Origin of the sequence: Kribbella sp. NPDC050459, assembly GCF_040655315.1 — a bacterium.
Lineage (GTDB): Bacteria > Actinomycetota > Actinomycetes > Propionibacteriales > Kribbellaceae > Kribbella.
Genome location: NZ_JBFAJQ010000017.1, coordinates 82,594 through 104,627, shown reverse-complemented (window position 1 = coordinate 104,627; position 22,034 = coordinate 82,594). Strand labels below are relative to the sequence as shown.

23 protein-coding genes and 2 tRNA genes are annotated in these 22,034 nt (G+C 68.9%); 22 read left to right on the top strand and 3 right to left on the bottom strand.

The window, feature by feature from the left end:
• Positions 1–3: 3 nt before the first annotated feature.
• Positions 4–930 carry a M23 family metallopeptidase gene (locus AB0I12_RS37730; RefSeq protein ID WP_359939615.1) on the bottom strand — a complete coding sequence of 309 codons (927 nt, stop codon included), beginning with the start codon at positions 928–930 and terminating at the stop codon, positions 4–6.
• Between the two features lie 339 nt (positions 931–1,269).
• Between AB0I12_RS37730 and AB0I12_RS37725 the strand changes: the two genes are divergently transcribed.
• The 12 genes from AB0I12_RS37725 (at position 1,270) to AB0I12_RS37670 (ending at position 13,377) form a co-directional block, all read left to right on the top strand.
• On the top strand, positions 1,270–1,344 hold the full coding sequence (locus tag AB0I12_RS37725) for a putative leader peptide (protein WP_359939826.1): 75 nt from the start codon (positions 1,270–1,272) through the stop codon (positions 1,342–1,344).
• A gap of 109 nt (positions 1,345–1,453) precedes the next feature.
• Positions 1,454–2,413: an amino acid ABC transporter permease gene (locus AB0I12_RS37720; protein WP_359939612.1), complete on the top strand. Its 960-nt coding sequence runs from the start codon at positions 1,454–1,456 to the stop codon at positions 2,411–2,413.
• Complete coding sequence (locus tag AB0I12_RS37715; protein ID WP_359939609.1) at positions 2,383–3,162, top strand: amino acid ABC transporter ATP-binding protein; 780 nt, start codon at positions 2,383–2,385, stop codon at positions 3,160–3,162. Before AB0I12_RS37720 ends, AB0I12_RS37715 begins: the two co-directional genes overlap by 31 nt.
• Positions 3,162–4,106 (top strand): ABC transporter substrate-binding protein, encoded by a 945-nt coding sequence (locus tag AB0I12_RS37710; RefSeq protein ID WP_359939606.1) that lies wholly within the window; start codon positions 3,162–3,164, stop codon positions 4,104–4,106. The genes AB0I12_RS37715 and AB0I12_RS37710 overlap by 1 nt, the downstream gene beginning before the upstream one ends.
• Before the next feature lie 9 nt (positions 4,107–4,115).
• Positions 4,116–5,084 (top strand): ABC transporter substrate-binding protein, encoded by a 969-nt coding sequence (locus AB0I12_RS37705; RefSeq protein WP_359939603.1) that lies wholly within the window; start codon positions 4,116–4,118, stop codon positions 5,082–5,084.
• 8 nt (positions 5,085–5,092) lie between these two features.
• A complete protein-coding gene (gene ssuE, locus AB0I12_RS37700; protein ID WP_359939600.1) occupies positions 5,093–6,148 on the top strand; it encodes an NADPH-dependent FMN reductase in 1,056 nt (351 codons plus the stop codon).
• On the top strand, positions 6,145–7,248 hold the full coding sequence (locus tag AB0I12_RS37695) for an LLM class flavin-dependent oxidoreductase (protein ID WP_359939597.1): 1,104 nt from the start codon (positions 6,145–6,147) through the stop codon (positions 7,246–7,248). Before ssuE ends, AB0I12_RS37695 begins: the two co-directional genes overlap by 4 nt.
• Complete coding sequence (locus AB0I12_RS37690; RefSeq protein ID WP_359939594.1) at positions 7,245–8,561, top strand: NtaA/DmoA family FMN-dependent monooxygenase; 1,317 nt, start codon at positions 7,245–7,247, stop codon at positions 8,559–8,561. The genes AB0I12_RS37695 and AB0I12_RS37690 overlap by 4 nt, the downstream gene beginning before the upstream one ends.
• Positions 8,558–10,474, top strand: coding sequence for an FAD/NAD(P)-binding protein (locus tag AB0I12_RS37685; RefSeq protein ID WP_359939591.1), 1,917 nt, complete (start codon positions 8,558–8,560; stop codon positions 10,472–10,474). Before AB0I12_RS37690 ends, AB0I12_RS37685 begins: the two co-directional genes overlap by 4 nt.
• The gene (locus AB0I12_RS37680) at positions 10,464–11,564 is read left to right on the top strand and encodes an LLM class flavin-dependent oxidoreductase (RefSeq protein ID WP_359939588.1); all 1,101 of its coding nucleotides are present in this window, start codon (positions 10,464–10,466) and stop codon (positions 11,562–11,564) included. The genes AB0I12_RS37685 and AB0I12_RS37680 overlap by 11 nt, the downstream gene beginning before the upstream one ends.
• Positions 11,561–12,337, top strand: a complete 777-nt coding sequence (locus AB0I12_RS37675; protein WP_359939585.1) for a DUF1684 domain-containing protein — start codon at positions 11,561–11,563, stop codon at positions 12,335–12,337. The genes AB0I12_RS37680 and AB0I12_RS37675 overlap by 4 nt, the downstream gene beginning before the upstream one ends.
• Positions 12,334–13,377, top strand: coding sequence for an LLM class flavin-dependent oxidoreductase (locus AB0I12_RS37670; RefSeq protein WP_359939582.1), 1,044 nt, complete (start codon positions 12,334–12,336; stop codon positions 13,375–13,377). The genes AB0I12_RS37675 and AB0I12_RS37670 overlap by 4 nt, the downstream gene beginning before the upstream one ends.
• Positions 13,378–13,380: 3 nt before the next feature.
• Here AB0I12_RS37670 and AB0I12_RS37665 read toward each other — a convergent pair whose 3' ends face one another.
• The gene (locus AB0I12_RS37665) at positions 13,381–14,013 is read right to left on the bottom strand and encodes a DUF899 family protein (RefSeq protein ID WP_359939579.1); all 633 of its coding nucleotides are present in this window, start codon (positions 14,011–14,013) and stop codon (positions 13,381–13,383) included.
• A 234-nt stretch (positions 14,014–14,247) separates the two neighbouring features.
• On the opposite strand from AB0I12_RS37665, the gene AB0I12_RS37660 reads away from it, so the two are divergent.
• The 3 genes from AB0I12_RS37660 to rpmG all read left to right on the top strand — a co-directional run bounded on the left by AB0I12_RS37660 (position 14,248) and on the right by rpmG (position 14,679).
• Positions 14,248–14,320: transfer RNA gene (locus tag AB0I12_RS37660), tRNA-Thr, on the top strand.
• Between the two features lie 50 nt (positions 14,321–14,370).
• A tRNA-Met gene (locus AB0I12_RS37655) sits at positions 14,371–14,444 on the top strand.
• A 67-nt stretch (positions 14,445–14,511) separates the two neighbouring features.
• Positions 14,512–14,679, top strand: coding sequence for a 50S ribosomal protein L33 (gene rpmG / locus AB0I12_RS37650; protein WP_130384703.1), 168 nt, complete (start codon positions 14,512–14,514; stop codon positions 14,677–14,679).
• A gap of 60 nt (positions 14,680–14,739) precedes the next feature.
• Here rpmG and AB0I12_RS37645 read toward each other — a convergent pair whose 3' ends face one another.
• Positions 14,740–15,486, bottom strand: coding sequence for a (2Fe-2S)-binding protein (locus tag AB0I12_RS37645; RefSeq protein WP_359939576.1), 747 nt, complete (start codon positions 15,484–15,486; stop codon positions 14,740–14,742).
• 71 nt (positions 15,487–15,557) lie between these two features.
• On the opposite strand from AB0I12_RS37645, the gene AB0I12_RS37640 reads away from it, so the two are divergent.
• From AB0I12_RS37640 to AB0I12_RS37610, 7 genes are all read left to right on the top strand, one after another.
• Positions 15,558–15,980 (top strand): MaoC family dehydratase N-terminal domain-containing protein, encoded by a 423-nt coding sequence (locus tag AB0I12_RS37640; protein ID WP_359939573.1) that lies wholly within the window; start codon positions 15,558–15,560, stop codon positions 15,978–15,980.
• A gap of 76 nt (positions 15,981–16,056) precedes the next feature.
• Positions 16,057–16,458, top strand: coding sequence for a MaoC/PaaZ C-terminal domain-containing protein (locus AB0I12_RS37635; RefSeq protein ID WP_359939570.1), 402 nt, complete (start codon positions 16,057–16,059; stop codon positions 16,456–16,458).
• Positions 16,455–17,480, top strand: a complete 1,026-nt coding sequence (locus AB0I12_RS37630) for a UDP-N-acetylmuramate dehydrogenase (protein ID WP_359939568.1) — start codon at positions 16,455–16,457, stop codon at positions 17,478–17,480. Before AB0I12_RS37635 ends, AB0I12_RS37630 begins: the two co-directional genes overlap by 4 nt.
• Positions 17,481–17,595: 115 nt before the next feature.
• On the top strand, positions 17,596–18,897 hold the full coding sequence (locus AB0I12_RS37625; RefSeq protein ID WP_359939565.1) for an ABC transporter substrate-binding protein: 1,302 nt from the start codon (positions 17,596–17,598) through the stop codon (positions 18,895–18,897).
• Positions 18,897–19,829: a sugar ABC transporter permease gene (locus tag AB0I12_RS37620; RefSeq protein ID WP_359939562.1), complete on the top strand. Its 933-nt coding sequence runs from the start codon at positions 18,897–18,899 to the stop codon at positions 19,827–19,829. The genes AB0I12_RS37625 and AB0I12_RS37620 overlap by 1 nt, the downstream gene beginning before the upstream one ends.
• Positions 19,822–20,646 carry a carbohydrate ABC transporter permease gene (locus AB0I12_RS37615; protein WP_359939559.1) on the top strand — a complete coding sequence of 275 codons (825 nt, stop codon included), beginning with the start codon at positions 19,822–19,824 and terminating at the stop codon, positions 20,644–20,646. Before AB0I12_RS37620 ends, AB0I12_RS37615 begins: the two co-directional genes overlap by 8 nt.
• Entirely contained in the window at positions 20,643–22,016 is a 1,374-nt protein-coding gene (locus tag AB0I12_RS37610) for a hypothetical protein (protein ID WP_359939556.1), read from the top strand. Before AB0I12_RS37615 ends, AB0I12_RS37610 begins: the two co-directional genes overlap by 4 nt.
• Positions 22,017–22,034: the final 18 nt, after the last annotated feature.

Genomic DNA, 22,034 nt, shown 5'->3' with positions numbered 1-22,034 from the left:
GGGTTACGGGTTGACGCCGTGGTCGCGGAGCCAGGGCTCCGGGTTGATCGGCGAGCCGCCACCGGGCAGGACCTCGAAGTGGACGTGGGGGCCAGTGGTGTTGCCGGTCATGCCGATCCGGCCGACCATCGTGCCGGCCTTGACCGAGTCGCCGACGGAGACGTCGAACTCGGACATGTGGCTGTACGACGTAACGGTCCCGTCGGCGTGCCGCACCTTCACCTGGCGGCCGTAGGCGCCTTCGAAGTCGGCCTGGATGACCTCACCGGCCATCACCGAGCGGACCGGCGTACCCATCGGGGCCGCGAAGTCCAGACCCGTGTGGTTGTGCGCCCAGCGGCCACCGGCCTGGTCGAAGCGGGCGGTCAGGTGGTAGCCGGTGGTGGGCAGCACGACCTTCGGCGCAGCCTTGGCGGCAGCCGCCTTGATGGCCGCAGCCTTCGCGACGGCTTCTGCGCGAGCCTCGGCCAGGGCCTTCGCCTGGGCCGCGGCCTTGCGGGCGGCCGCTGCCTTCGCGGCGGCCAGGGCAAGCGCTCGGCGCTGCGTCAGCGTCGCGTTCGCGGCGAGCTTCGCGGCCCGCTGCTTCGCGGCGGCGTCGGCGGCCGCCTTCCGGCTCGATGCGAGCGACAGGTCGATCCGGGACGCGTCCCGCGATCCGAGGTCGCGCCGATCGACGCGGGCGGCGGTCAGGGCTTCGGCCTGTGTGGGGCTCAGACCGGTGCTTCCGGACGCAGTGGCCGGTCCGCTCGCGGACGAGCTGAGTCCGACGGTGGTGGTGCCGGCCGCGGCCGCCAGGGCGGCGGTCAGGCCGATGAGCTGGGTACGGCGGACGCTGCGACGGGAGGAGCGGTGCTTTGCCACCCGGCGCGAGGCAGCCGAGAGGCTGGACGCCTGCCGATCTGCATGCGGCGCGTCTTGGTGAGTGGGCACGGAAAACCTTCCAGGGAGGGGAAACCGCCGGTGAGGGGGACCGACGGCCTCAACGACCATAACGAGAGGGTCAGGAGCGCCCAAACGCCATTACGAAAAGATCAAACGAAATCGAACACGGTCGGTGAGGGCCCCTTGCCGCCCGGTGCACGCTCAGGCGTGAATCAGGCGGGCAAGAAAGTCCCCGCGATCGTGACGCGGATCACTTCCCGGATGGCGCCGGGCAGCCCCTCCGGGCCGGTATAAGCCGTCCATATATTGAGAGCTTTGTCGACTGACTTACTAATCTTTCAACAGCGTCCCATACTGAGATGACACGACCGACGAGAGGGGACGGGGATGACGCGCAAGCCGCCGTACTACCGCCTCCACATCGATCTTCTCCGGGTCTCCAGCGCGCTCTGTCTGTGCTGATCTGAGTTACCTCGCGTCCTGTTGAGGCGTCCGCTCCGGACGCCTGTCGCCTGCTGCCCTCCAGCGCTCGAGGGCCCGCGAAGCCTGCCCACCGCCAGGGAGTGTCATCGTGTCCACCACTTCAGTCACGTCCGCGTCCGGTACCACCGGTCCGCCGGCCACCGCAGTACCGCTCGATGTCGAGTTGACCGTCGTCGCCCGGCGGCATCCGTGGCGCTGGGTCGGCGTCGGGGTCGTGCTCGTCCTGCTCGCGATGTTCGTGCACGGGCTCGTCACGAATCCGGGCTGGGACTGGCCGACGTTCTTCCAGTTCTTCACCACCCGGACGATCTTCTCCGCGCTCTGGGTGACCGTGCAGCTGACGGCGTACGGCACGGTGCTTGGGTTCGTGCTCGGCGCCGTGCTCGCGTCGATGCGGTTGTCCAGCAGCCCGTTCCTCCAGGTCGTTGCCTGGGGCTACATCTGGGCGTTCCGTTCGATCCCGTTGATCGTGCAGCTGCTGTTCTGGTTCAACATCGCCTACCTCTACCAGGAGCTCAGCCTCGGTATCCCGTTCGGCCCGGAGTTCGTGCACTTCAGTACGAACAACCTGTTCGGTCCGCTCGGCGCCGCGGTCCTGGGCCTGGCCCTGCACCAGGCGGCGTACGCCGCGGAAATCATCCGTGGCGGGATCATTTCCGTCGACGCCGGTCAGCTCGAGGCCGCGGCCGCATTGGGGATCCCGAAAGCGCGGCAGTTCTTCCGGATCGTGCTGCCGCAGGCGATGCGCTCGATCCTCCCGAACGGCGCGAACGAGGTGATCAGCCTGTTCAAGGGCACCTCGATCGTGTCGGTGATGGCGATCCCGGAGCTCTTCTACCAGGTCCAGGTGATCTACGGCCGGAACAGTCGCGTCGTACCGCTGCTGATGGTCGCCACCGTCTGGTACATCGTGCTGACGACGCTGCTGTCGATCGTGCAGTACTACGTCGAACGCCACTTCGCCCGCGGTACGGCGCGGACGCTGCCGCCGACGCCGCTGCAACGGATCCGCCGGACGTGGAGCTCGTGGAAGGCGGCGGCCAGGTGATCGACGTCAAGGGAGTGCACAAGAGCTTCGGCGAGCTGGAGGTCCTGAAGGGCGTCGACCTGGAGGTCCGGGCCGGCACCGTGACCGTGATCCTCGGTCCGTCCGGGTCCGGTAAGTCGACGCTGCTGCGGTCGATCAACCACCTCGAGAAGGTGGACCGGGGGCTGGTCACGATCGACGGCGAGCTCGTCGGCTACAAGCGGCGCGGGAACAGGCTGCACGAGTTGCGCGAGCGCGACATCCTGCGACAGCGGTCGCAGGTCGGCTTCGTGTTCCAGAACTTCAACCTGTTCGGGCATCTCACCGCGTTGCAGAACGTCGTCGAGGCACCGATCTCGGCGCAGCGCCGCAAGCGCAGCGAGGTCGAGCCGATCGCGCGCGAGTTGCTCGAGCGGGTCGGCGTCGGTGACAAGGCCGACGTGTACCCGCGGCAGCTGTCCGGCGGTCAGCAGCAGCGCGTCGCGATCGCCCGGGCGCTGGCGCTGAAACCGAAGGTCCTGCTGTTCGACGAGCCCACCAGCGCCCTGGACCCGGAGCTCGTCGGGGAGGTCCTCGACGTGATCAAGGAGCTCGCTCGCGACGGCGCCACGATGGTCGTCGTCACCCACGAGATCGGCTTCGCCCGGGAGATCGCCGACACGGTGGTCTTCATCGACGGCGGCCGGATCCTCGAGTCGGGTCCACCTCGCGAGGTGCTCGACAACCCCGTCCACGAGCGCACTCGCGCCTTCATCTCCAAGGTTCTGTGATGAAACGTCCCCTGATCGCCGCCGGTCTGTTGCTGCTCGCCCTGGCCGGGTGTGGCACCGAGCCGCAAGCCACGGCCGCCACCTCCGACACCGGCGTGAACATATCGGCCGACCAACGCCGTGTCACCACCACGAAGAACGACGCCGCGGCCGCCCTGCTGCCCGCGAAGGTGCGCGACCGCGGCACGGTGGTCGTCGGCGCCGGGTTCGGCAGCGGCAGCGTGCCACTCGGCTTCTACGCCGACGACAACAAGACACCGATCGGTCTCGAGATCGACATCGCGTACTTGGTCGCCGAGGCGCTCGGGCTGCGGCCGGAGATCGAGGTGACGAGCTGGGAGAACCTGTTCGTCGGTCTCGACTCCGCCAAGTACGACGTGGGCTTCTCGAACATCACCGTGACCGAGAAGCGCAAGCAGAAGTACGACTTCGCGACGTACCGCAAGGACGACATCGCGTTCGAGGCGAAGAAGGGCGGGACCTGGCGGGTCACCGGCGGCAAGGACATCGCCGGAAAGACGATCGCGGTCGGCTCCGGGACGAACCAGGAGAAGATCCTCGTCGACTGGAACGAGGCCAACGTCAAGGCCGGGTTGCCGGCCGCGACGATCAAGTACTTCCAGAAGAACACCGACACGTACCTCGCCCTGAGCTCCGGCCGGATCGACGCGTACCTCGGGCCGAACCCGTCGATCGCCTACCACGTGAAGACGTCGGGGGAGACCGAGACGATCGGCAAGTTCTCCGGCGCCGGGCCGACGCTGCAGGGGCTGATCGCGGCCACCACGAAGAAGGACAGCGGTCTGGTGAAGGCGTACGAGGCGGCGATCGACGGCGTGATCGCCGACGGCAGCTACGCCAAGGTCCTGGACCGCTGGAACGTGTCGAACGAGGCGGTCACGCAGTCCGAGATCAACCCGCCCGGCCTTCCCCTGACGAGCTGAGGACGACAGATGAGAAAACGTTGGATTGCAGCGATCGGGGCGCTTCTGCTGGCGGCGGCCGGCTGCGCCGACCCGCAGACGGAGACCGCCGCCGGGCAGGTCGCGAAGAGCGGTGACGCGTCGGTGGTCGCGTTCGACACCTCGGCCGACCAGCAGCACGTCACGTCGGCGAAGGTGGACAGCATCGCGGCCGAGCTGCCGGCGGCGGTGCGGGAGTCCGGGAAACTCGTGATCGGGAACGGCTCGGCCGGCGGCGGTCTGCCGCCGCTCGGGTTCACCGCCGACGACAACAAGACGCCGATCGGGGTCGAGATCGACGTCGCCTACCTGGTCGCGAGCGTGCTCGGGCTCCGGGCCGAGATCGAGACCACCAGCTGGGAGAACCTGTTCCTCGGGCTCGACTCCGGAAAGTACCAGGTCGGAATCTCGAACATCGGCGTTTCCGAACTGCGTAAGGAGAAGTACGACTTCGCGACGTACCGGCTGGGTCTGCACGCGTTCGAGGCCCGGACCGGTTCGGGCCTGAAGATCACCGGTCCGGCGGACAGCTCCGGAAAGAACGTCGCGGTCGGTTCCGGAACGCTGCAGGAAGCGATCCTTCTCGACTGGAACAAGCAGAACGTCGCCGCCGGGCGGAAACCCGCGAACCTCAAGTACTACCAGCAGGCCGCAGACACCTATCTCGCGCTGCAGTCCGGCCGGATCGACCTGTACCTCGGACCGAACCCGAACGCGTCGTACCACGTCGCGACCCAGCACAAGACCGAGATCGTCGGCACCGTCTCGTCCAGCTACCCGGTGCAGGGTCTGGTCGGGATCACGACCAAGAAGGACAACGGCCTGGTCAAGCCGCTCGCCGACGCGCTGAACGCCGCGATCGCCGACGGCAGCTACGCGAAGGTGCTGGCCAAGTGGGGTCTGCAGGCCGAGGCCGTCCCGAAATCGCTGATCAATCCGCCCGGCCTGCCGAAGAAATAGGAGCATTCATGGCGACCATCGCAACGATCTCCAGTAGTCCGTCGCTTTCCTCCCGCACCGACGCGGTCCTCGAGCACGTCACGAAGCGCCTGATCAGCCACGGTCACACGGTCACCCCGATCGTGTTGCGCGACCTGCCCGCCGAGCCGCTGCTGCGCGGACAGGCGGATGATCCGGCGATCGCCGTTGCGGCGGCGATCCTCGAAGCCGCCGACGCCGTCGTCGTCACCACGCCGGTCTACAAGGCGGCGTACTCGGGGCTGCTCAAGGTGTTCCTCGACCTGCTGCCGCAGTACGCACTGAAGGGCAAGACAGTGTTGCCGCTGGCAACGGGCGGTACGCCGGCGCATGTGCTGGTGATCGACTACGCGCTCCGGCCGGTGCTCACCAGTCTCGGCGCGGGCGCGATCGGCCAGGGGTGGTTCGTCCTGTCGTCGCACATCCAGCTGTACGACGGTGGCGGGCTGCTGCTCGACCCGACCGCGTCGGTCCCGCTGTACCAGGTCACGGAGGCGTTCCTCGCTACCGTCGAAGGCGGCCAACCGGTGGAGGGTACGCCGGTGCAACTCGCCGGTGTGGAGGCGATCCGGGCCCGCCCGGAGGATCCGGAGGCGGCGCCGTTGCTCGCGGATCTGGTCGTCGAGTACAGCACGCGGTACGGGCGGACGAACGAGAACACGCAGCTGACCGAGGTTCCACCGTCGGATTTCCACGCCGAGCGGGGCGGCGCGTTCGTGCTGCTGCGGTCCGGCGGCCGGACGGTGGCCGGGGGTGCGATCCGGCGGTACGACGACGAGACCGCCGAGGTGAAGCGGATGTGGACGTCGCAGGTGCACCGGCGGCAGGGCCTCGGGCGGCGCGTGCTCGCCGAACTCGAGGCGGCAGCGCTCGATCTCGGGTACCGGCGGCTGTACCTGACGACGGGGCCGCGGCAGCCGGAGGCGGCGGCGCTGTACCTGGCGGCTGGATTCGAGCCGCAGTTCGACACCGACGTCGATCCCGAGTCGATCGGCCCGTTGCAGTTCCGGAAAGAACTTTCCGTGGCCTTGCGGGCGGCATCATGAGCAGGCCGTTGATCACCGCGATCGAGATCGACGGTGCGGGCGGGGATCCCGGGGCGTGGCGCGGGCCCGAGGTCGATCCGCGGGCGGTACTGACCGGTGAGCTCGCCGTCCGGGCGGCGCAGCGGGCGGAGGCGGCGGGCGTTGATCTCGTCACGTTCGCCGATGCACTCGAGGCGCCGGACGACGTACCTGATCGGGTCAGCGTGCGGCTGGATGCGCTCGGGCTCGCTGCGCGGGTCGCGCCGGTGACGCAGCGGATCGGGTTGTTGCCGGCGATCACCGTCACGCACACCGAGCCGTTCCACGTGCAGGCGTCCGTCGCGACGCTCGACCACATCTCGGGAGGGCGGGCCGGGTGGATCGCGGAGGTCTCGACGTCGGCGGAGGCGGCCGCGGTGGTCGGGCGGCGCGTGCCGGCGCCCGCCGCCGAGACCTGGCGCGAGGCGCGGTACGTCGTCGACGCCGGGCGCCGGCTGTGGGACTCGTGGGAGGACGACGCGATCATTCGCGACGCGGCCACCGGGCGGTACGTCGACCGGGAGAAGCTGCACTACGTCGACTTCGAGACGCCGACGTTCAGCGTCAAGGGACCGTCGATCGTGCCCCGGCCGCCGCAAGGGCACCCGATCACCGCGATCCGGGTGACGGGCGCGGAGGCGCTGGCGCCGGCGGCCGATGCGGAACTCGTGTTCCTGCCGGAGTCCGACGACGTGCCCACGCAGGTTCGGGTGCTGCGGGACGGTGACCGGCGGAGCGTGAGTGTCGCCTCCGAGGGCGGGCGACGGAGTGTGGCGGTGACCGCTGACGCGCCTCGCCGTCGTGCGGGGCAGCCGGTGGTGCTGGTGTCGGTTCGGGTGCGGCCGCACGCCGAGGGTGTCGGGCAGTTGCTCGGGACGATCGCGCGGTGGGCCGGCGCCGGGGTCGACGGCGTCCATCTGCGGCCGGCGTCGCTCGAGCTGGACGTGCCGGTGATCGCGGAGCAACTGCTCCCGGCGCTGCGAGAACGCGGGCTGGCCGGGCCGGGGGAGCGCGCCGGGAGCCTGCGCGGGCGGCTCGGGTTGCGGCGGCCGGACAACAGGTACGCGAGGAGTGCGCGATGACCAAGCAGATCCATCTCGCCGCGCACTTCCCGGGCGTGAACAACACCACCGTGTGGTCGGACCCGGCGGCCGGCTCGCAGATCGATTTCGGATCGTTCCGCCAGCTGGCGGAAACGGCGGAACGCGGAACCTTCGACTTCTTCTTCCTGGCCGAGGGGCTGCGGCTGCGCGAGGTGAAGGGCCGCATCCACGACCTCGATGTCGTCGGCCGGCCCGAGTCGCTGACCGTGCTCAGTGCGCTGGCCGCGGTCACCACGCACCTGGGCCTGGCCGCGACGGTGAACTCGACCTTCAACGAGCCGTACGAGTTGGCGAAGCGGCTGTCGACGCTCGACCACGTCTCCGGCGGCCGCGCGGCCTGGAACGTGGTGACGTCCTGGGACGCCTTCACCGGCGAGAACTTCCGGCGCGGCGGGTACCTGGACCGGGCCGACCGGTACGTCCGGGCACAGGAAACGCTGCGGATCGTGCGGAAACTCTGGGACTCCTGGAGCGCCGACGAGCTCGTCCTCGACCAGGCGGAAGGCGTTTTCGCCCGCGCGGGCGCTGGGGCCTTCGCGGACGACGGCGACCACTTCACGATCCGCGGCCGGTTCGGTCTGCCGCCCTCGCCGCAGGGCCGGCCGGTCGTCATCCAGGCCGGTGACAGCGACGAGGGGCGGGAGTTCGCCGCGGCGAGCGCGGACGTGATCTTCAGCCGGCACGGGACGTTCGCGGCCGGGCAGACCTTCTACAAGGACGTCAAGGCGCGGCTGGCGAAGTACGGGCGGACCGACGAGTCGCTGAAGATCATGCCCGCGGTCACGGTCGTGGTCGCGGACACCGACGCCGACGCGATCGAGAAAGCGGCGTACATCCGGGAACAGCAGGTTTCCGGGCCGACCGCGCTGGTGCTGGCCGAGCTGCTCTGGGGGCGCGACCTGTCGGCGTACGACCCGGACGGTCCGCTGCCGGCCGAGGACCCGGTCGTCGGGTCGTCGGTGACGCAGGGGCGGGTCGGCTACGACGATCCGTTTCCGATCGTTTCCGAGTGGCGGGCGCAGGCGGCGGCGCACGGCTGGTCGCTGCGGCAGACCGTCATCAACCAGCAGAACCGGCAGACGTTCGTCGGGTCGCCCAGCACGGTCGCGGAGGCCGTCAACCGGCACGTCCAGGAAAACGCTGCCGACGGTTTCGTCCTCGTTCCGCACCTCACCCCGTCCGGACTCGACGACTTCGTCGACCGGGTGGTCCCGTTGCTGCGGGAACGCGGCGTTTTCCGTTCCGAGTACGGCGGCTCCACGCTGCGCGATCATCTCGGGCTGGTCCGATGACCGTGGCCGAGCTGCATGCGTGGAAGGAATCGGCGGCGACGGTGGTGTTCGTCGGTGGCGGGCCGCGGACGGTCGGGTTGCTGGAACGATTCGCGGCCAGCGCCCGCGAACTGCTCGACGGCCGCCGGGTCGAGATCCACGTGGTCGATCCGTATCCGGTCGGCGGCGGGCGGATCTGGCGGCGGGAGCAGTCGCGGCTGCTGTGGATGAACTCGATGACATCCGACGTCACGATCTTCACCGACGAGTCGGTCGAGTGCGAGGGGCCGATCGTGCCCGGGCCGGACCTCGCCGGCTGGGTCGCCGGCGAGGGCGCGGTGATCCTCGAGAAGGCCGGGCTCGAAGCGCCCGGGCCGATGGACTTCCCACCACGGCTGGTGCAGGCGGAGTACCTGGCGTGGGTGTGGGGGCGTGTCGTCCGCGATCTCCCCGCGAGCGTCACCACGCATCGCGAGCGAGCCGTCGAGCTCACGGCGGACCGGCGGGTGATCCTCGAGTCCGGCCGGGAGATCGCGGCCGACGCGGTGGTGCTGGCCCTCGGCTACCTGGATCGGTTGCCGACGGCATCGGAAGCGGCGTGGGCGGCGCAGGCCGCGGACGCCGGGCTGGCCTACGTCCCGCCCGGCTACACCGCCGACGTCGACCTGGACGGGTTGTGGCCGAACGCGCCGGTGATCGTCCGCGGATTCGGGCAGGCGTTCGTCGACCTGATGGTGCTGCTCACCGAGGGCCGCGGCGGCTGGTACGACGAGTGCGACGGGCTGCTGCGGTACCACCCGTCCGGTGACGAGCCGATCCTGTACGTCGGCTCCCGCCGCGGCGTCCCGTACCACGCGAAGCTCGGCTACACCGTGCCCGGGACGAAGCCCGTCCCGACGCGCTACCTGACCAAGGAGGCGCTGGGCGACGGACCGCTCGACTTCGACCGGGACGTGCTCCCGCTGATCGAGAAGGAGCTGGCCTACGCCCACTACCAGCAGCTGTTCCTGGCGCACCCCGCGCGGGTCCGATCGTCGTGGGAAAGCTTCGCGGAGGCCTTGGACGGGTGGACGCCCGTCCAGGGTTCGCAGGCAGGTCACCCGGGATCTGATGGCGGCTTTGCCGCAGCGGTTGCGGCCGCGGTGCCTGACCCGGCGGACCGGTTTGTCCGGGCGGAGGTGGATCGGCCGTTGGCGGGGGCGTTCTTCGGGGAGCGGGAGCGGTTCGAGCAGTTCCTGGTCGCGTTGATCGAGGGGGATCTGCTGCGGCGGGCGGATTCGGCGTACTCGGCTGATCTGGCGGTGTTCAACTCGCTGCTGAGTGTCTACAGCGTGTTGTCGCGGGCGATCACCGACGGGCAGTTGTCGGACGAGGACCGGGTGCGGCGGGTGGAGGGCGAGTGGCACGGATTCTTCTCGTTCGTGGCGAGTGGGCCGCCGCCGCGGCGGCTGGAGGAATTACTCGCGCTGCACCGGGCCGGGATCGTCCGGTTCGCGGGGCCCGACCTGGAAGTTGCTCTCGACAACGACCAGTTCGTGGCCACCAGCCCTGGCGTCGCGGGTGAGATCCGCGCGCGGGCGTTCGTCGAGGCGCGGCTGCCGCGGCCCGACGTACTCGCGACCACCGACCCGCTGCTGCGCGGTCTGCTCGACTCGGGTGCGCTGGCGGCCGACGAGCTGTTCGCGGCCGACGGGACGAGCCTCGGCGGCGGCCAGCTGAAGGCGGACTCGCGCTGCCGCGCGATCCGCGCCGACGGATCGGTCCATCCGGCGCTGTTCCTGCTCGGACCGTCGGTTTCCGGATCGGCCGGCTCGTCGGGATTCTCCCGCCCGCACTTCAACGGTCCTGGTTTCCGGCAGAACGACGCCGTCGCCCGGGACCTGCTCACGCTGCTCGCACCCACCGTACGGAAGGAAGAACGCCATGCCAGTTGAGTTCCTCGGTATCGCCGGAACCAACCCGGCCAGCGAGGTGACGCCGCGAACCGGCGGACCGCTGGACCTGGAGTACACCAGCAAACTCGCGCGTGCCCACGAGGACAACAGCTGGGACCGCATCCTGTTCGCCTACCATTCGGGCTCGCCCGACCCGGCCCAGGTCGCGGCGTACGTCGCCGGGCGCACCGAGCGGATCAACCTGGTCGTCGCGCACCGGCCGAACGTCGCCTATCCGACGCTGACCGCGAGAACGTTTGCGACCCTGGACCACCTCAGCGGCGGCCGGTTCGAGGTGCACGTGATCACCGGCGGCTCCACCGCGGACCAGGCCGCCGAGGGCGACTTCCTGGCGAAGGACGACCGGTACGCGCGGACGGCCGAGTTCATCCAGATCCTCAAGCAAGCCTGGACGTCGGACACCCGGTTCGATTTCAACGGCAAGCACTACCGGTTCGAGCAGTTCCTCGCCGACATCAAGCCGCTCCAGCAGCCGCGGCCGCGGATCTCGTTCGGCGGCTCGTCCGCGGCGGCGTACGCGGTCGGCGCGGCCGAGGCGGACATCTTCGCGCTCTGGGGTGAACCGCTGGCCGGGACCCGCGAGCAGCTCGCAACCATCGACGCCGCGGCGGCCAAGGCGGGCCGGGCGGACCGTCCGGCGATCCAGATCGCGTTCCGGCCGATCCTGGCGCCGACCGAGGAGCTCGCCTGGGCGAAGGCGGAAAGCATTCTCGGCCGGATCAAGGTCGTCCAGGCCGGCGGCGTCCCGGCGAGCACCCGGCTGCGGTCGAAGACTCCGGAAAACGCTGGATCGCAGCGCTTGCTGAAAGCCGTCGCGGCCGGCGAGCGCCACGACCGCGCGCTCTGGACGGCGCCGACCGGCCTGACCGGTGGCGGCGGAAACTCCACCGCGCTGGTCGGTACGCCGGACACCGTGGCCGCCGCGCTGCTCGACTACTACGACCTCGGCATCCGGATCTTCTCCGCCCGGGGCTACGACATCTACGACGACGCGATCGACTTCGGCCGGTACGTCATTCCGCTGGTCCGTTCCGAGGTAGCCCACCGCGAACAGAGGAAAGCATCATGACCGTCGTTTCCGACCTGGAGCTGGACTGGCAGACCTGGCACACCGCCCGGGAGCGCGACCTGGACACCGACTACGGCTGGCTGTCCGTCGTCGCCTTCGACTGGCTGCCGGCCACTCCGGCGGCGATCGCCGGCCTGCCCGGGCAGTGGTGGGCCGACGAACAGGCACACGTGACCACCGCCGGCGGGCTGTCGCTCGGCGGCGAGCCGGTACACGGAACGGTTTCCGCGAGCGTTCCGGAAGCCGGTTCGCTCAGCTGGTTGCTGCACCGAAACCGCCTGGTGGAACTCGTTCTCCGCGGCGGCCGGTACGCCGTTCGCCAACGGGATCCGGAGGCTGCGACGCGGACAGCGTTCGACGGCGTTCCGGCGTTTCCGCTCGACGATGCGTGGGCGGTGACCGGCTACTTCAGCCCGTACCCCAAGGCCCGACGCGTGGAGGTGGCGACCGCACGCGACGACCTGCGTCAGCACATCACCGCGATCGGCGCCGTGCACGTCGCACTCGGCGGTACGGCGTACGAGCTGGTCGCGACCGCCGCGAGCGACAGCCGGCTGAACGTCGCGTTCCACGACAGGACGAACGGGGAGGAGACCGCACCCTGGCGCACGGTGACCACGGGGCCCGTCGAGCGGGACGGATCGGTGCGGATCGACTTCAACCGGACGATCAACCTGCCGTTCGCGTTCACGGCGTACGGGACGTGCCCCGCGCCAGCGCCTGGCAACCGCCTCGGTCTCCCCGTGACGGCCGGCGAGAAGAAGGTGCGGTGAAGTTCTGTACGTACACGCTGATCGACAACTCGCCGGATCCGATCAGCGGCGTACAGCTCACGCCGTCCGAACGGTTCCGGCACGTCGTCCAGCAGGCGCAGTGGGCCGAAGAGCTCGGGTTCGACGCGTACGGCGTGGGGGAGCGGCACGCGCAGCGGTTCATCTCCTCGTCGCCGCCGGTCGTGCTGTCCTACATCGCCGCGGTGACGTCGCGGATCCGGCTCCTGACCACGGTGACCGTGCTGTCGTTGCTGGACCCGGTACGGGTGGCGGAGGACTACGCGACGCTCGATCAGCTGTCCGGCGGACGGCTGGACATCATCATCGGGAAGGGGAACGACCCGGACCAGAACGCGCTGTTCGGGTACGAGCTGGACGGGCAGTGGGACCGCAACCGGGAGAAGCACGAGCTGCTTCGGCGGTTGCTGCGCGAGACCGGGGTGTCCTGGTCCGGGCGCTACCGCCCGGCGCTGACGGACGCGACCACGCAACCGCGGCCGTACCGATCGGACGGCATCCCGTTGTGGCACGGCTCGGCATCGTCGACCGAGTCCACCGGGCTGGCCGCGCGCTGGGGCGATCCGCTGTTCTCGGCGAACGGGTTCCATCCGCTGGAGAAGTACGCCGGCCTGATCCGGCACTACCGCGAGCGCTGGGATGCGTACGGGCGGGACCCGGCGGCGGCCGTCGTGGGCGCCGGGTTCAACGGGCTGTACGTGAAGAAGACCTCGCAGGAGGCGGTCGAGGGGTACCGGCCGGTCTTCGACGCGTTCATGGACTCGCCGGGCGCCCGGCACAACCAGTTGCCGTTCCGGACGCTGGAGGAGTTCCTCGACGGCGGGTCGGTGCTGGTCGGATCGCCGGAGCAGGTGATCGACAAGTTCGGCCGCTACCAGGAAGCGTTCGGGCACGAGCTTTCCGGGATTTCCCTGGAGGTCCCGGGACTCCCGGCGGCGGCGAACCGGGAGTCCGTCGAGACCTTCGTCACGGATGTGATGCCGTCGCTCCGGGCGGCATACCCGAGCCGCGTCTGGACCTAGGTCCTAGCCGTACGTCGGCGCCTGCGGCCAGCCGGCCGGTGAGTCCTCCCAGTCCTCCTGCCGGCCGTACGCCGCGAGGTCGGAAACGGTGCTGCTGAACAGCAGGTGGTCGACCCCGCGCTGACCGGTCGAATAGGTGCGGAAAACGCTGTCGCCGTCGCGCAGGAACAGGTTCAGCAGGAAACCGCCGCCGGCGCCGCAGTCGGCGGAGAACGTCGTACCCGCCGAGGACGCGAACGGGATGTGTCCCCAGCCCTTGTCCTTCCAGTACCCGGCCATCTGCTCGACCGGCATGTCGGAAACCGTCGCCCAGGCGATGTCGTTGCGGGCCAGCCCGTCGAGATTGGCGACGTTCTCGGTGAAGTACGTGCAGCCGCCGCAGAACGCGTCCGGGCCGGCGTCCATGAACTGGTACAGCGCGAGCTGGCGGTGCTCGCCGAACAGCTCGCGCAGCGTGACCGGGCCATCGGTCGATGTGAACGCGTACTCGCCGAACCGCACCATCGGCAGTCGCCGCCGCTGCGCCGCGATCCGGTCGAGCGTGCGCGTGGCCTCCTTCTCGGCGACCAGCAGTTCGGCACGGGCCGCGGCCCACTCCGCGGCGGAAGCCACCGGCGGCATCGCTGTCTCGGACATTCGTGCTCCTCTCGTAGGTTCTGCCAGTGAGACGAAGCCGTCCGGGAGCTCTCGACATCGGTGCGACGCCATCGGCCCCGCGGTCTCGCCGACCGCGTCGGGCCGGGGCGGAAATTGGTCAGAAGCACTCGCCGGAGCAGGTATGCTTTCCGGGACGGACTGAGGGGCCTGCAAGGCGCTCCTGGCTCGATTTCACATCGAGGTGGGGGACCGTGTAATCTCTCTCCTCGGCCCGCCCCTTTAGCTCAGTCGGCAGAGCGTCTCCATGGTAAGGAGAAGGTCTACGGTTCGATTCCGTAAAGGGGCTCTGAGAACGACATCTCACCCGGTCCGCCGGGTGAGATGACGGACTCTTGCGGCGGGGTAGCTCAGGTGGTTAGAGCACACGGCTCATAATCGTGGTGTCGCGGGTTCGACTCCCGCCCCCGCTACCCACCAACGGCAGTACATCGAGAGTGCGATCACCTCAGTTGCGCACTCCTGACAGAAGAGGCAGCAGTGGCCAAGTCGACCGACATCCGCCCGAAGATCACTCTGGCGTGCACGGTGTGCAAGGAGCGGAACTACATCACCAAGAAGAACCGGCGTAACGACCCGGACCGTCTTGAGCTGAAGAAGTACTGCCACCGGTGCAACGACCACACCGACCACCGCGAGACCCGCTGACCTCGGTATCGCTTCGCGAAGGCCGCTCCGGATCACCCGGAGCGGCCTTTTGCTGTTCCCTCAGACGGAGAGGATCGGCCGGCCGCCCTCGTAGGCGGTGAGACGCTCGTCACGGGGAGTCAGGCAGCAGGAGCCGCAGAGCGTGCCGTTGCCGGTCTCACTCGTGTAGTACAGACAGCACGTGTTCCGCAGGTAGACGAGCTTCCCGCCCGCCACCTCCACGTCGCCGAGCCGCGCGAGTCCGCCCGGCGCCTTGGCGACGAAGGTCTGCCACCGTTCGAGCAGATACGCCGGCTCGACCGTGACGTCCTCGCGGGTCGCGGCGCAGAACCCCATCGCGCAGCCGGCCGCCACGCCGCCGTACACCTGCCGCAGGCCGGCCCGCGACCGCCGGTGCAGCTCCTCGGAAAGTGGCAGCAGGTGTTTCCGCAGGACGACGTCGTACAGCGTTTTCAGCCCGCCGGGCAGGAAATCCGCGGAACGAACGGCGACCGCGGCGATTCCGTGGCCGGGGTGCGGGCGGACCCAGAGGTTCTGCGGACGGATGTCGAGGACGTGTCCCTCGAGCGCCCAGAGCAGCAGCGCGGTCGCCGGCGCGCGGCCGGCGTAGAACGACATCATGCTGAGCGCGTTCGCGTGCGCCGACCGGTGGGAGCTGGCCTCGTCGTCCCGCTTGAGCAACTCGGTCAGCTCGGGACTCCCGGGCTCCAGGATCCGGTCCGCCCGCAACCAGTCCGAGCCTTCCGGCTCACCGATCTCCAGCCGGTACCGAGGCGCGTACTTCGCCAGCGCCGCCACTGCCGTCACGTTCAACCTTCTCCGTCGGAATCGTGGGCGGCGGAAACCCTCGGCACAGTCTGCCAGTAGGGTTAGCGGATATGACGATCGACGCCACGATGGTCGGCCGCAGTTACACGGCCGCCGGGTCCTACCAGGTCGGCCGGGAGAAGATCCGGGAGTTCGCCGACGCGATCGGCGACGGTAACCCGGCGTACCGGGGTGCTGACCCGATCGCGCCGCCGACGTTCGCGTTCGTGATCGGCAGCCGGGCGCTCGAGGAGCTGCTCGGCGACGCGGAGCTCGGCCTCCGGCTGGACCGGATCGTGCACGGCGCGCAGAAGTTCAGCTACACGCGCCCGATCAAGGCCGGCGACGAGATCGCGGCGACCGCCACCATCACGACCGTGCGCAAGGCCGGTCCCGTCGAGGTGATCATGTACGAGACCGCGCTGACCACGGTCGACGGCGAACCGATCGCCACCTCGACGTCGACCCTCTCGCACAACCGGGCGGACACATGAACGAGCGGAGCGAGTTCATCATCAAGTACAGCTCGACTCGTGCCTCATCGGCGCCCGGAGCGAAGCGAGGACGACGATGAGTTTGGCAGGTACGGAGCTCCCGCCGCTGACCGTCACCTTCAAGCGTGACGACCTGGTCCGGTATGCCGGGGCGAGCGGCGACTTCAACTCGATCCACTGGAGCGACCGGATGGCCGCCGCGCTCGGGCTGCCCGGCGTGATCGCGCACGGGATGCTCACGATGGCGTCGGCGGTGCGCGTGGTCACGGACTGGCTCGACGACCCGGCCGACCTGGTGGAGTACGGGGTCCGGTTCACCAAGCCGGTCGTCGTACCGGACGACGACAAGGGCGCGACTGTGACGTTTTCCGCCACGGTCGGCAAGGTCGCGGACGGCCTGGCCGAGATCGACATCACCGCGGTGTCCGGCGAGGAGAAGGTGCTCGGCCGGGCCAAGGCGGTCGTGCGCGTCCGGTGAGTACGCACGTGTCGCTGGCCGACCACACCACGCTGCGGATCGGCGGGCCTGCCGACAAGTTCCTCGAGGTCGGCACCGAGGACGACCTGATCACCGCGGTTCGCGATGCCGACGCCGCCGGCGAGCCGGTGCTGCTGCTTTCCGGCGGCAGCAACGTCGTGATCGGTGACGACGGTTTCCGTGGGACCGTGATCAAGGTCGCGACGTCCGGCATCCGGATCGACGCGGACATGTGCTCCGGCGCGATGGTGCACATCGCGGCCGGTGAGGACTGGGACGACGTCGTGCAGCGGGCGATCGCCGAGGAGTGGAGCGGGCTCGAGTCGATGTCCGGCATCCCCGGGCTCACCGGGTCGACCCCGGTGCAGAACGTCGGTGCGTACGGTCACGAGGTCGCCGAGACGATCGCGTCGGTGCGGGTCTGGGACCGGACCGACAACCAGGTCCGCACGATGTTCGCCGCGGACTGCGGGTTCAGCTACCGCAACTCGCGCTTCAAGGCCGACCCGTCGCGGTACGTCGTCCTGGAGGTCGCGTTCCAGTTGAAGCTCGGCGACCTGTCCGCCCCGGTCGGGTACGCCGAACTCGCGCGCGTCCTCGACGTGGAACCGGGCTCGCGCGCGCCGATGACCGATGTCCGGGAAGCCGTGCTGGGCCTGCGCCGCGGCAAGGGCATGGTCCTCGATCCCGTCGACCACGACACCTGGAGCGCGGGCTCCTTCTTCACCAACCCGATCCTCGACACCCCCGCCGACGTCCCGGCCGGTGCCCCGCAGTGGCCGCAGGCCGACGGCCGCGTCAAGACCAGCGCGGCCTGGCTGATCGAACATGCCGGTGTGTCCAAGGGCTTCACCATCGGCAACGCCGGCGTCTCCACCAAGCACACGCTGGCCCTCACCAACCGCGGGCAGGCGACCGCCAAGGAGCTCCTCACCCTGGCCACGCACGTCCGGACCCAGGTGCGGCAGTCCTTCGACATCACCCTTGTCAACGAGCCCGTGCTGGTGAACTGCACCTTCTGAGGCCCTCAGCCCGGCCTGCCGCGCCCCCGGGCGTGCTTGAAAAAGATTTACGCGACCTCTAGGCAAGAAGGCCTCCTCTCGCTAATCTTTTGCGCAATCTGGTGGGAGGTGTGGTGTGAGGCGCAAAAGTTTTTCTCGGCGGGAGGTGCTGGCCGGGGTGGGGGCGGGGCTGGCCGCTGCTGTCGTGCCGGGGTGTTCCGGAGCGGACGGTGGGCGGTCAGGGGCCCTGCAGGTGTGGGGCGGGGTGCCGGCGGCGTCGGGGCCGGCCGATGTGGTGAAGGCGTTTCAGGCGAAGTTTCCGCAGTACAAGGTGAACTACACGCGGTTCGTGAACGACGACCGCGGCAACCTCAAGCTCGACACCGCTCTCCAGGGTGGCGTCGACATCGACGTCTACTTCACGTATTCGCAGGCCGCGATGGCGCTGCGGGCCGGGTCCGGACTGGCGGCGGACCTGACCGACCGGGTGCGGGCGGATCCGGAACTGCAGGTGTTCCTGGACACCGAGCAGCCGCGGTCGTACATCGACAACGGCAAGGTCAAGGCGCTGGCCTCCGCACGCGAACCGTTCTTCGTGCTGTTCAACGAGAAGCTCCGGCAGCAGGCCGGTGTCGAGTTGCCGCACTCCTGGACGATCGAGGAGTTCCGGGCGACGGCCCGGAAACTGACGACAGACAAGACGGTCGGCACGTACACGCTCCCGGACGTCGCCCGGATCGCCCTCGGCCCGAACTACTGGTACGACGGAAACCGCTCCAACTTCGGTGATCCGCACTTCGAGCAGGGTTTCCGGCTCGGCCGGGAAATGATCGCCGAGGGCACCGCTTTCCCGTGGACCGAGGTGCTGTCGCGGCACCTGGACGCCTACCAGCAGAACTCGTTCCTGGGCGCGGAGTTCCACCTCTGGTCGACCGCCCCGTTCAACCTGCGGTACCTGTACGACGCGAAGAAGTACCCGCACGACTTCAAGGTCGCGTTCGCCCCGCCGCCGACGGTCGACGGCCAGAACTGGAACGGCGGCTCGTACAGCAACTTCATCATGGTCAACCCGAAGTCGCCGAAGTTCGAGGCGGCCTGGGCGTTCGTGAAGTTCTGGCTGACCGAGGGCGCGACGCCGATGCTCAAGGGCGGCAAGATGCCGGCGCTCGGCAACGTCACCGACGAGCAGATCGTTTCCGGAATGCTCGGAAAAGAACCGGACAAGTACTTCGACCTCGACTCGTTCCGGCGGGTCGTCCTGGCGTCGGACCCGAAGCTCGCCACCGACACCCGGCTGACCGGGTTCCCGGAGATCTCGCTGGCGATGAAGCAGCAGCGCGACCTGTGCTGGCTCGGCGAGAAGGACCCGGGCGTCGCGATCCGCGAGGTACGGCGGCTCGCCGACGCCGCGATCGCCCGCAACGAGAGGAGGCCCTGATGGCCACCGCCACCGTCGTCGCGGCCGGTACCGAGGCCCGGACCGCGAAGGGTCCGGGGATCCGGCCGTCCGGCTGGATCGGCTTCCTGTTCATCGCCCCGAACCTGCTCGGCGTGGCCGCGTTCACGCTGATCCCGCTGATCAGCGTGGTCGTACTCGCCTTCACCGACTGGAATCTGGTGTCCGGCCTCGGCGGCATCACGTTCAACGGCATCGACAACTTCGTCGCGATCGCCCGTGACCCGGGCTTCTGGCACGCGGTCGGCCTGACGCTGGTGTACGTCGCGGTGTCGGTCCCGCTCACCGTCGTCCTCGGCCTGGCGCTCGCGATCGCGCTGAACCGCCCGCTGCCGGGCCGCGCCGTCCTCCGGGCGATCTTCTTCCTGCCGTACATCGTCAACGTGGTCGCGATCGGCATGACCTGGCTGATGCTGATGAACCCGAAGGCCGGCCTGGTCAACCAGGTCCTCGACGCGTTCGGGGTACAGCCCGGCTGGTTCGCGTCGTCGCATTGGGCGCTGCCGGCGCTGATCGTGATGGCGGTCTGGGGCGGCGTCGGGTACTGCTCGCTCATCTACCTGTCCGCGCTGCAGGACGCCCCGCGGCAGCTGTACGAAGCGGCCGACATCGACGGCGCGTCCGCGTGGGCGAAGTTCCGGGTGATCACCTGGCCGGCGCTGCTGCCGACCACCGTTTTCCTGCTGGTCACGATGATCATCGGCGCGTCCCAGGGATTCGGGTTGATCGCGCTGATCACCGCGGGCGGTCCGGGCGACGCGACCACCACGATCTCCTACTACATGTACCAGACCGGCTTCCAGTTCTACCGGTTCGGCTACGCGTCGGCGATCGGCCTGGTGACCTTCGTCGGCGTCTTGGTCCTGACCCTGGTGACCTGGCGGGCGCAGCGCGGAAGGGCCCTCAATGACTAGGAAATACAGCAAATGGATCTGGGGGATCCCGCTGTGGATCCTCGCCATCGCTTTCCTGGCGCCGTTCGCGTGGATGATCTCGACCGCGCTGAAGCCGGACGTGGAGGCGTACAAGATCCCGATGCAGTGGATCCCGGACCCGTTCCAGTGGGACAACTTCAGCACCGTGCTGAGTGGGGCGACCTCGGTGCTGCCGGCGTTCGGCCGCTCGGTGTTCGTCGCGCTGCTGCGGGTCGCGGGCGAGCTGATCACCGCGACGATGGCCGGCTACGCGTTCGCGCGGATGTCGTTCAAGGGCCGGGACAAGTTGTTCCTGCTGTACCTCGCGACAGCGATCATCCCGGCGCAGCTGCTGCTCGTCCCGCGGTTCATCTACTTCCAGAAGCTCGGGCTGTACGACACGCTCTGGGCATTGATCCTGCCGGGGATGTTCACCGTGCTCGGCACGTTCCTGATGCGCCAGTTCTTCGTCAGCCAGCCGGCCGAATTCGCCGAGGCGGCGCGGATGGACGGCGCGAACGAGTGGCAGGTGTTCACCCGGATCTACTTGCCGTTGGCAACACCGGTGATGAGCGCGCTCGGCATCCTCGCCTTCGTGTGGTCCTGGAACGACTACGAGACGCCGCTGGTGCTGATCAGCAACCCGGACCGGTACACGCTGCCGCTCAGCCTGACCAACTTCGTCGACGAACAGGGCCAGATCGCGCCCGGCCTGACGATGGCCGCCTCGGTGATCTCGATCGTGCCGGTGCTGATCGTCTTCGTCGTCCTGCAACGCCGCTTCATCGCGGCCATGACGCATACAGGGATCAAATGAACATTTCCGGTGTCTTTCCGCATCTCGCCCAGATCGGCGACTTCGGTCCGCCGCGCAGCGAGCTCGGCGTCGGGTCGCTGATGCCGTGGAACGGGAAGCTCTACGTCCAGAACTACAACTCCCACAAGGCGGCGTCCGGTGCGGGGGTGAGCCTGCGCCGGATCGACGCCGACCTGTCGATGGAAATCGTTCCGGAAACTCTGGGCGTGGACGGAACGTACACGAATCGTTTCGTACATTTTCCGACCTCTCGGTTGGTCCTCGGACCGCACGTGATTTCCGCGGACCACAAGATCGTCACGGTCCCGGAGCTGGCGCCGCTGCGGGTCTGCGGTACGGCGCGGCACCTGACGAAGCCGGACACGCACGTCTACGTGCTCGCGATGGAGGGTGAGCTGTTCGAGCTCGACGTCACGACGTACGAGTGCACCCAGCTCTTCGACCTCAACGACGAGCTCGGCACCGACGGCGAGATGAAGGTGCACTACAAGGACTGCTACACGAGCTTCGGCCGGCTGGTGGTGTGCTCGAACGAGTACTCCGAGCCGGAATGGGCGGGCGAGCGGTCGCGCGGCCGGCTGGCGGAGTACGACGGTACGCAGTGGCGGATCCTGCGCGAGGATCCGTTCACGGCGATCGGCGGGCGGCACGAGTTCGGCGGCACGATCTTCGCGACCGGCTGGGACCGGGCGTCGGCGATCCTCGAGGTGTTCACCGAATCGGACCGGAAATGGACGCGGTACCGGCTGCCGAAGGCGTCGCACTGCTTCGACCACAAGTGGCAGACGGAATGGCCGCGGATCCGCGAGGTCGAGCACGAGCGGCTGCTGATGGACCACCACGGGATGTTCTACGAGGTGTCGCCATGGGCGTACGGCGGGCGGGTCTGGGGCATCCGCCCGATCTCGACGCACCTGTGGGTGCTCGGCGACTTCTGCTCGTGGCGCGGACTGCTGGTGGCGGGCGCGGACAACGCGTCCCCGAGCCACGGGCAGAACCCGACGACGGCCGAGCCGCAGTCCGGCCTGTGGTTCGGCAAGACCGACGACCTGTGGAGCTTCGGGAAACCGGCCGGGTGGGGCGGGCCGTGGTGGGAAACGCCGGTTTCCGCCGGCGTTCCGTCCGACCCGTACCTGATGACGGGATTCGACGGAAAGTGCCTGCACCTGGAGAACTTCTCCGCGACGCCGCTGTCGATCACGGTCGAGATCGACTTCCACGGCCACGGCCGGTTCGGTGCGGTGGAGACGTTGACGGTCGAGCCGGGGCAGGTTCGGTCACACGTTTTCCCGCCTGGGTTCAGTGCGCACTGGGTACGCGTGGTGAGCGACGCGGGCGGCGTCGCGAGTGCCCAGTTCGTCTATACGTGATGATCACGGAATGGATTC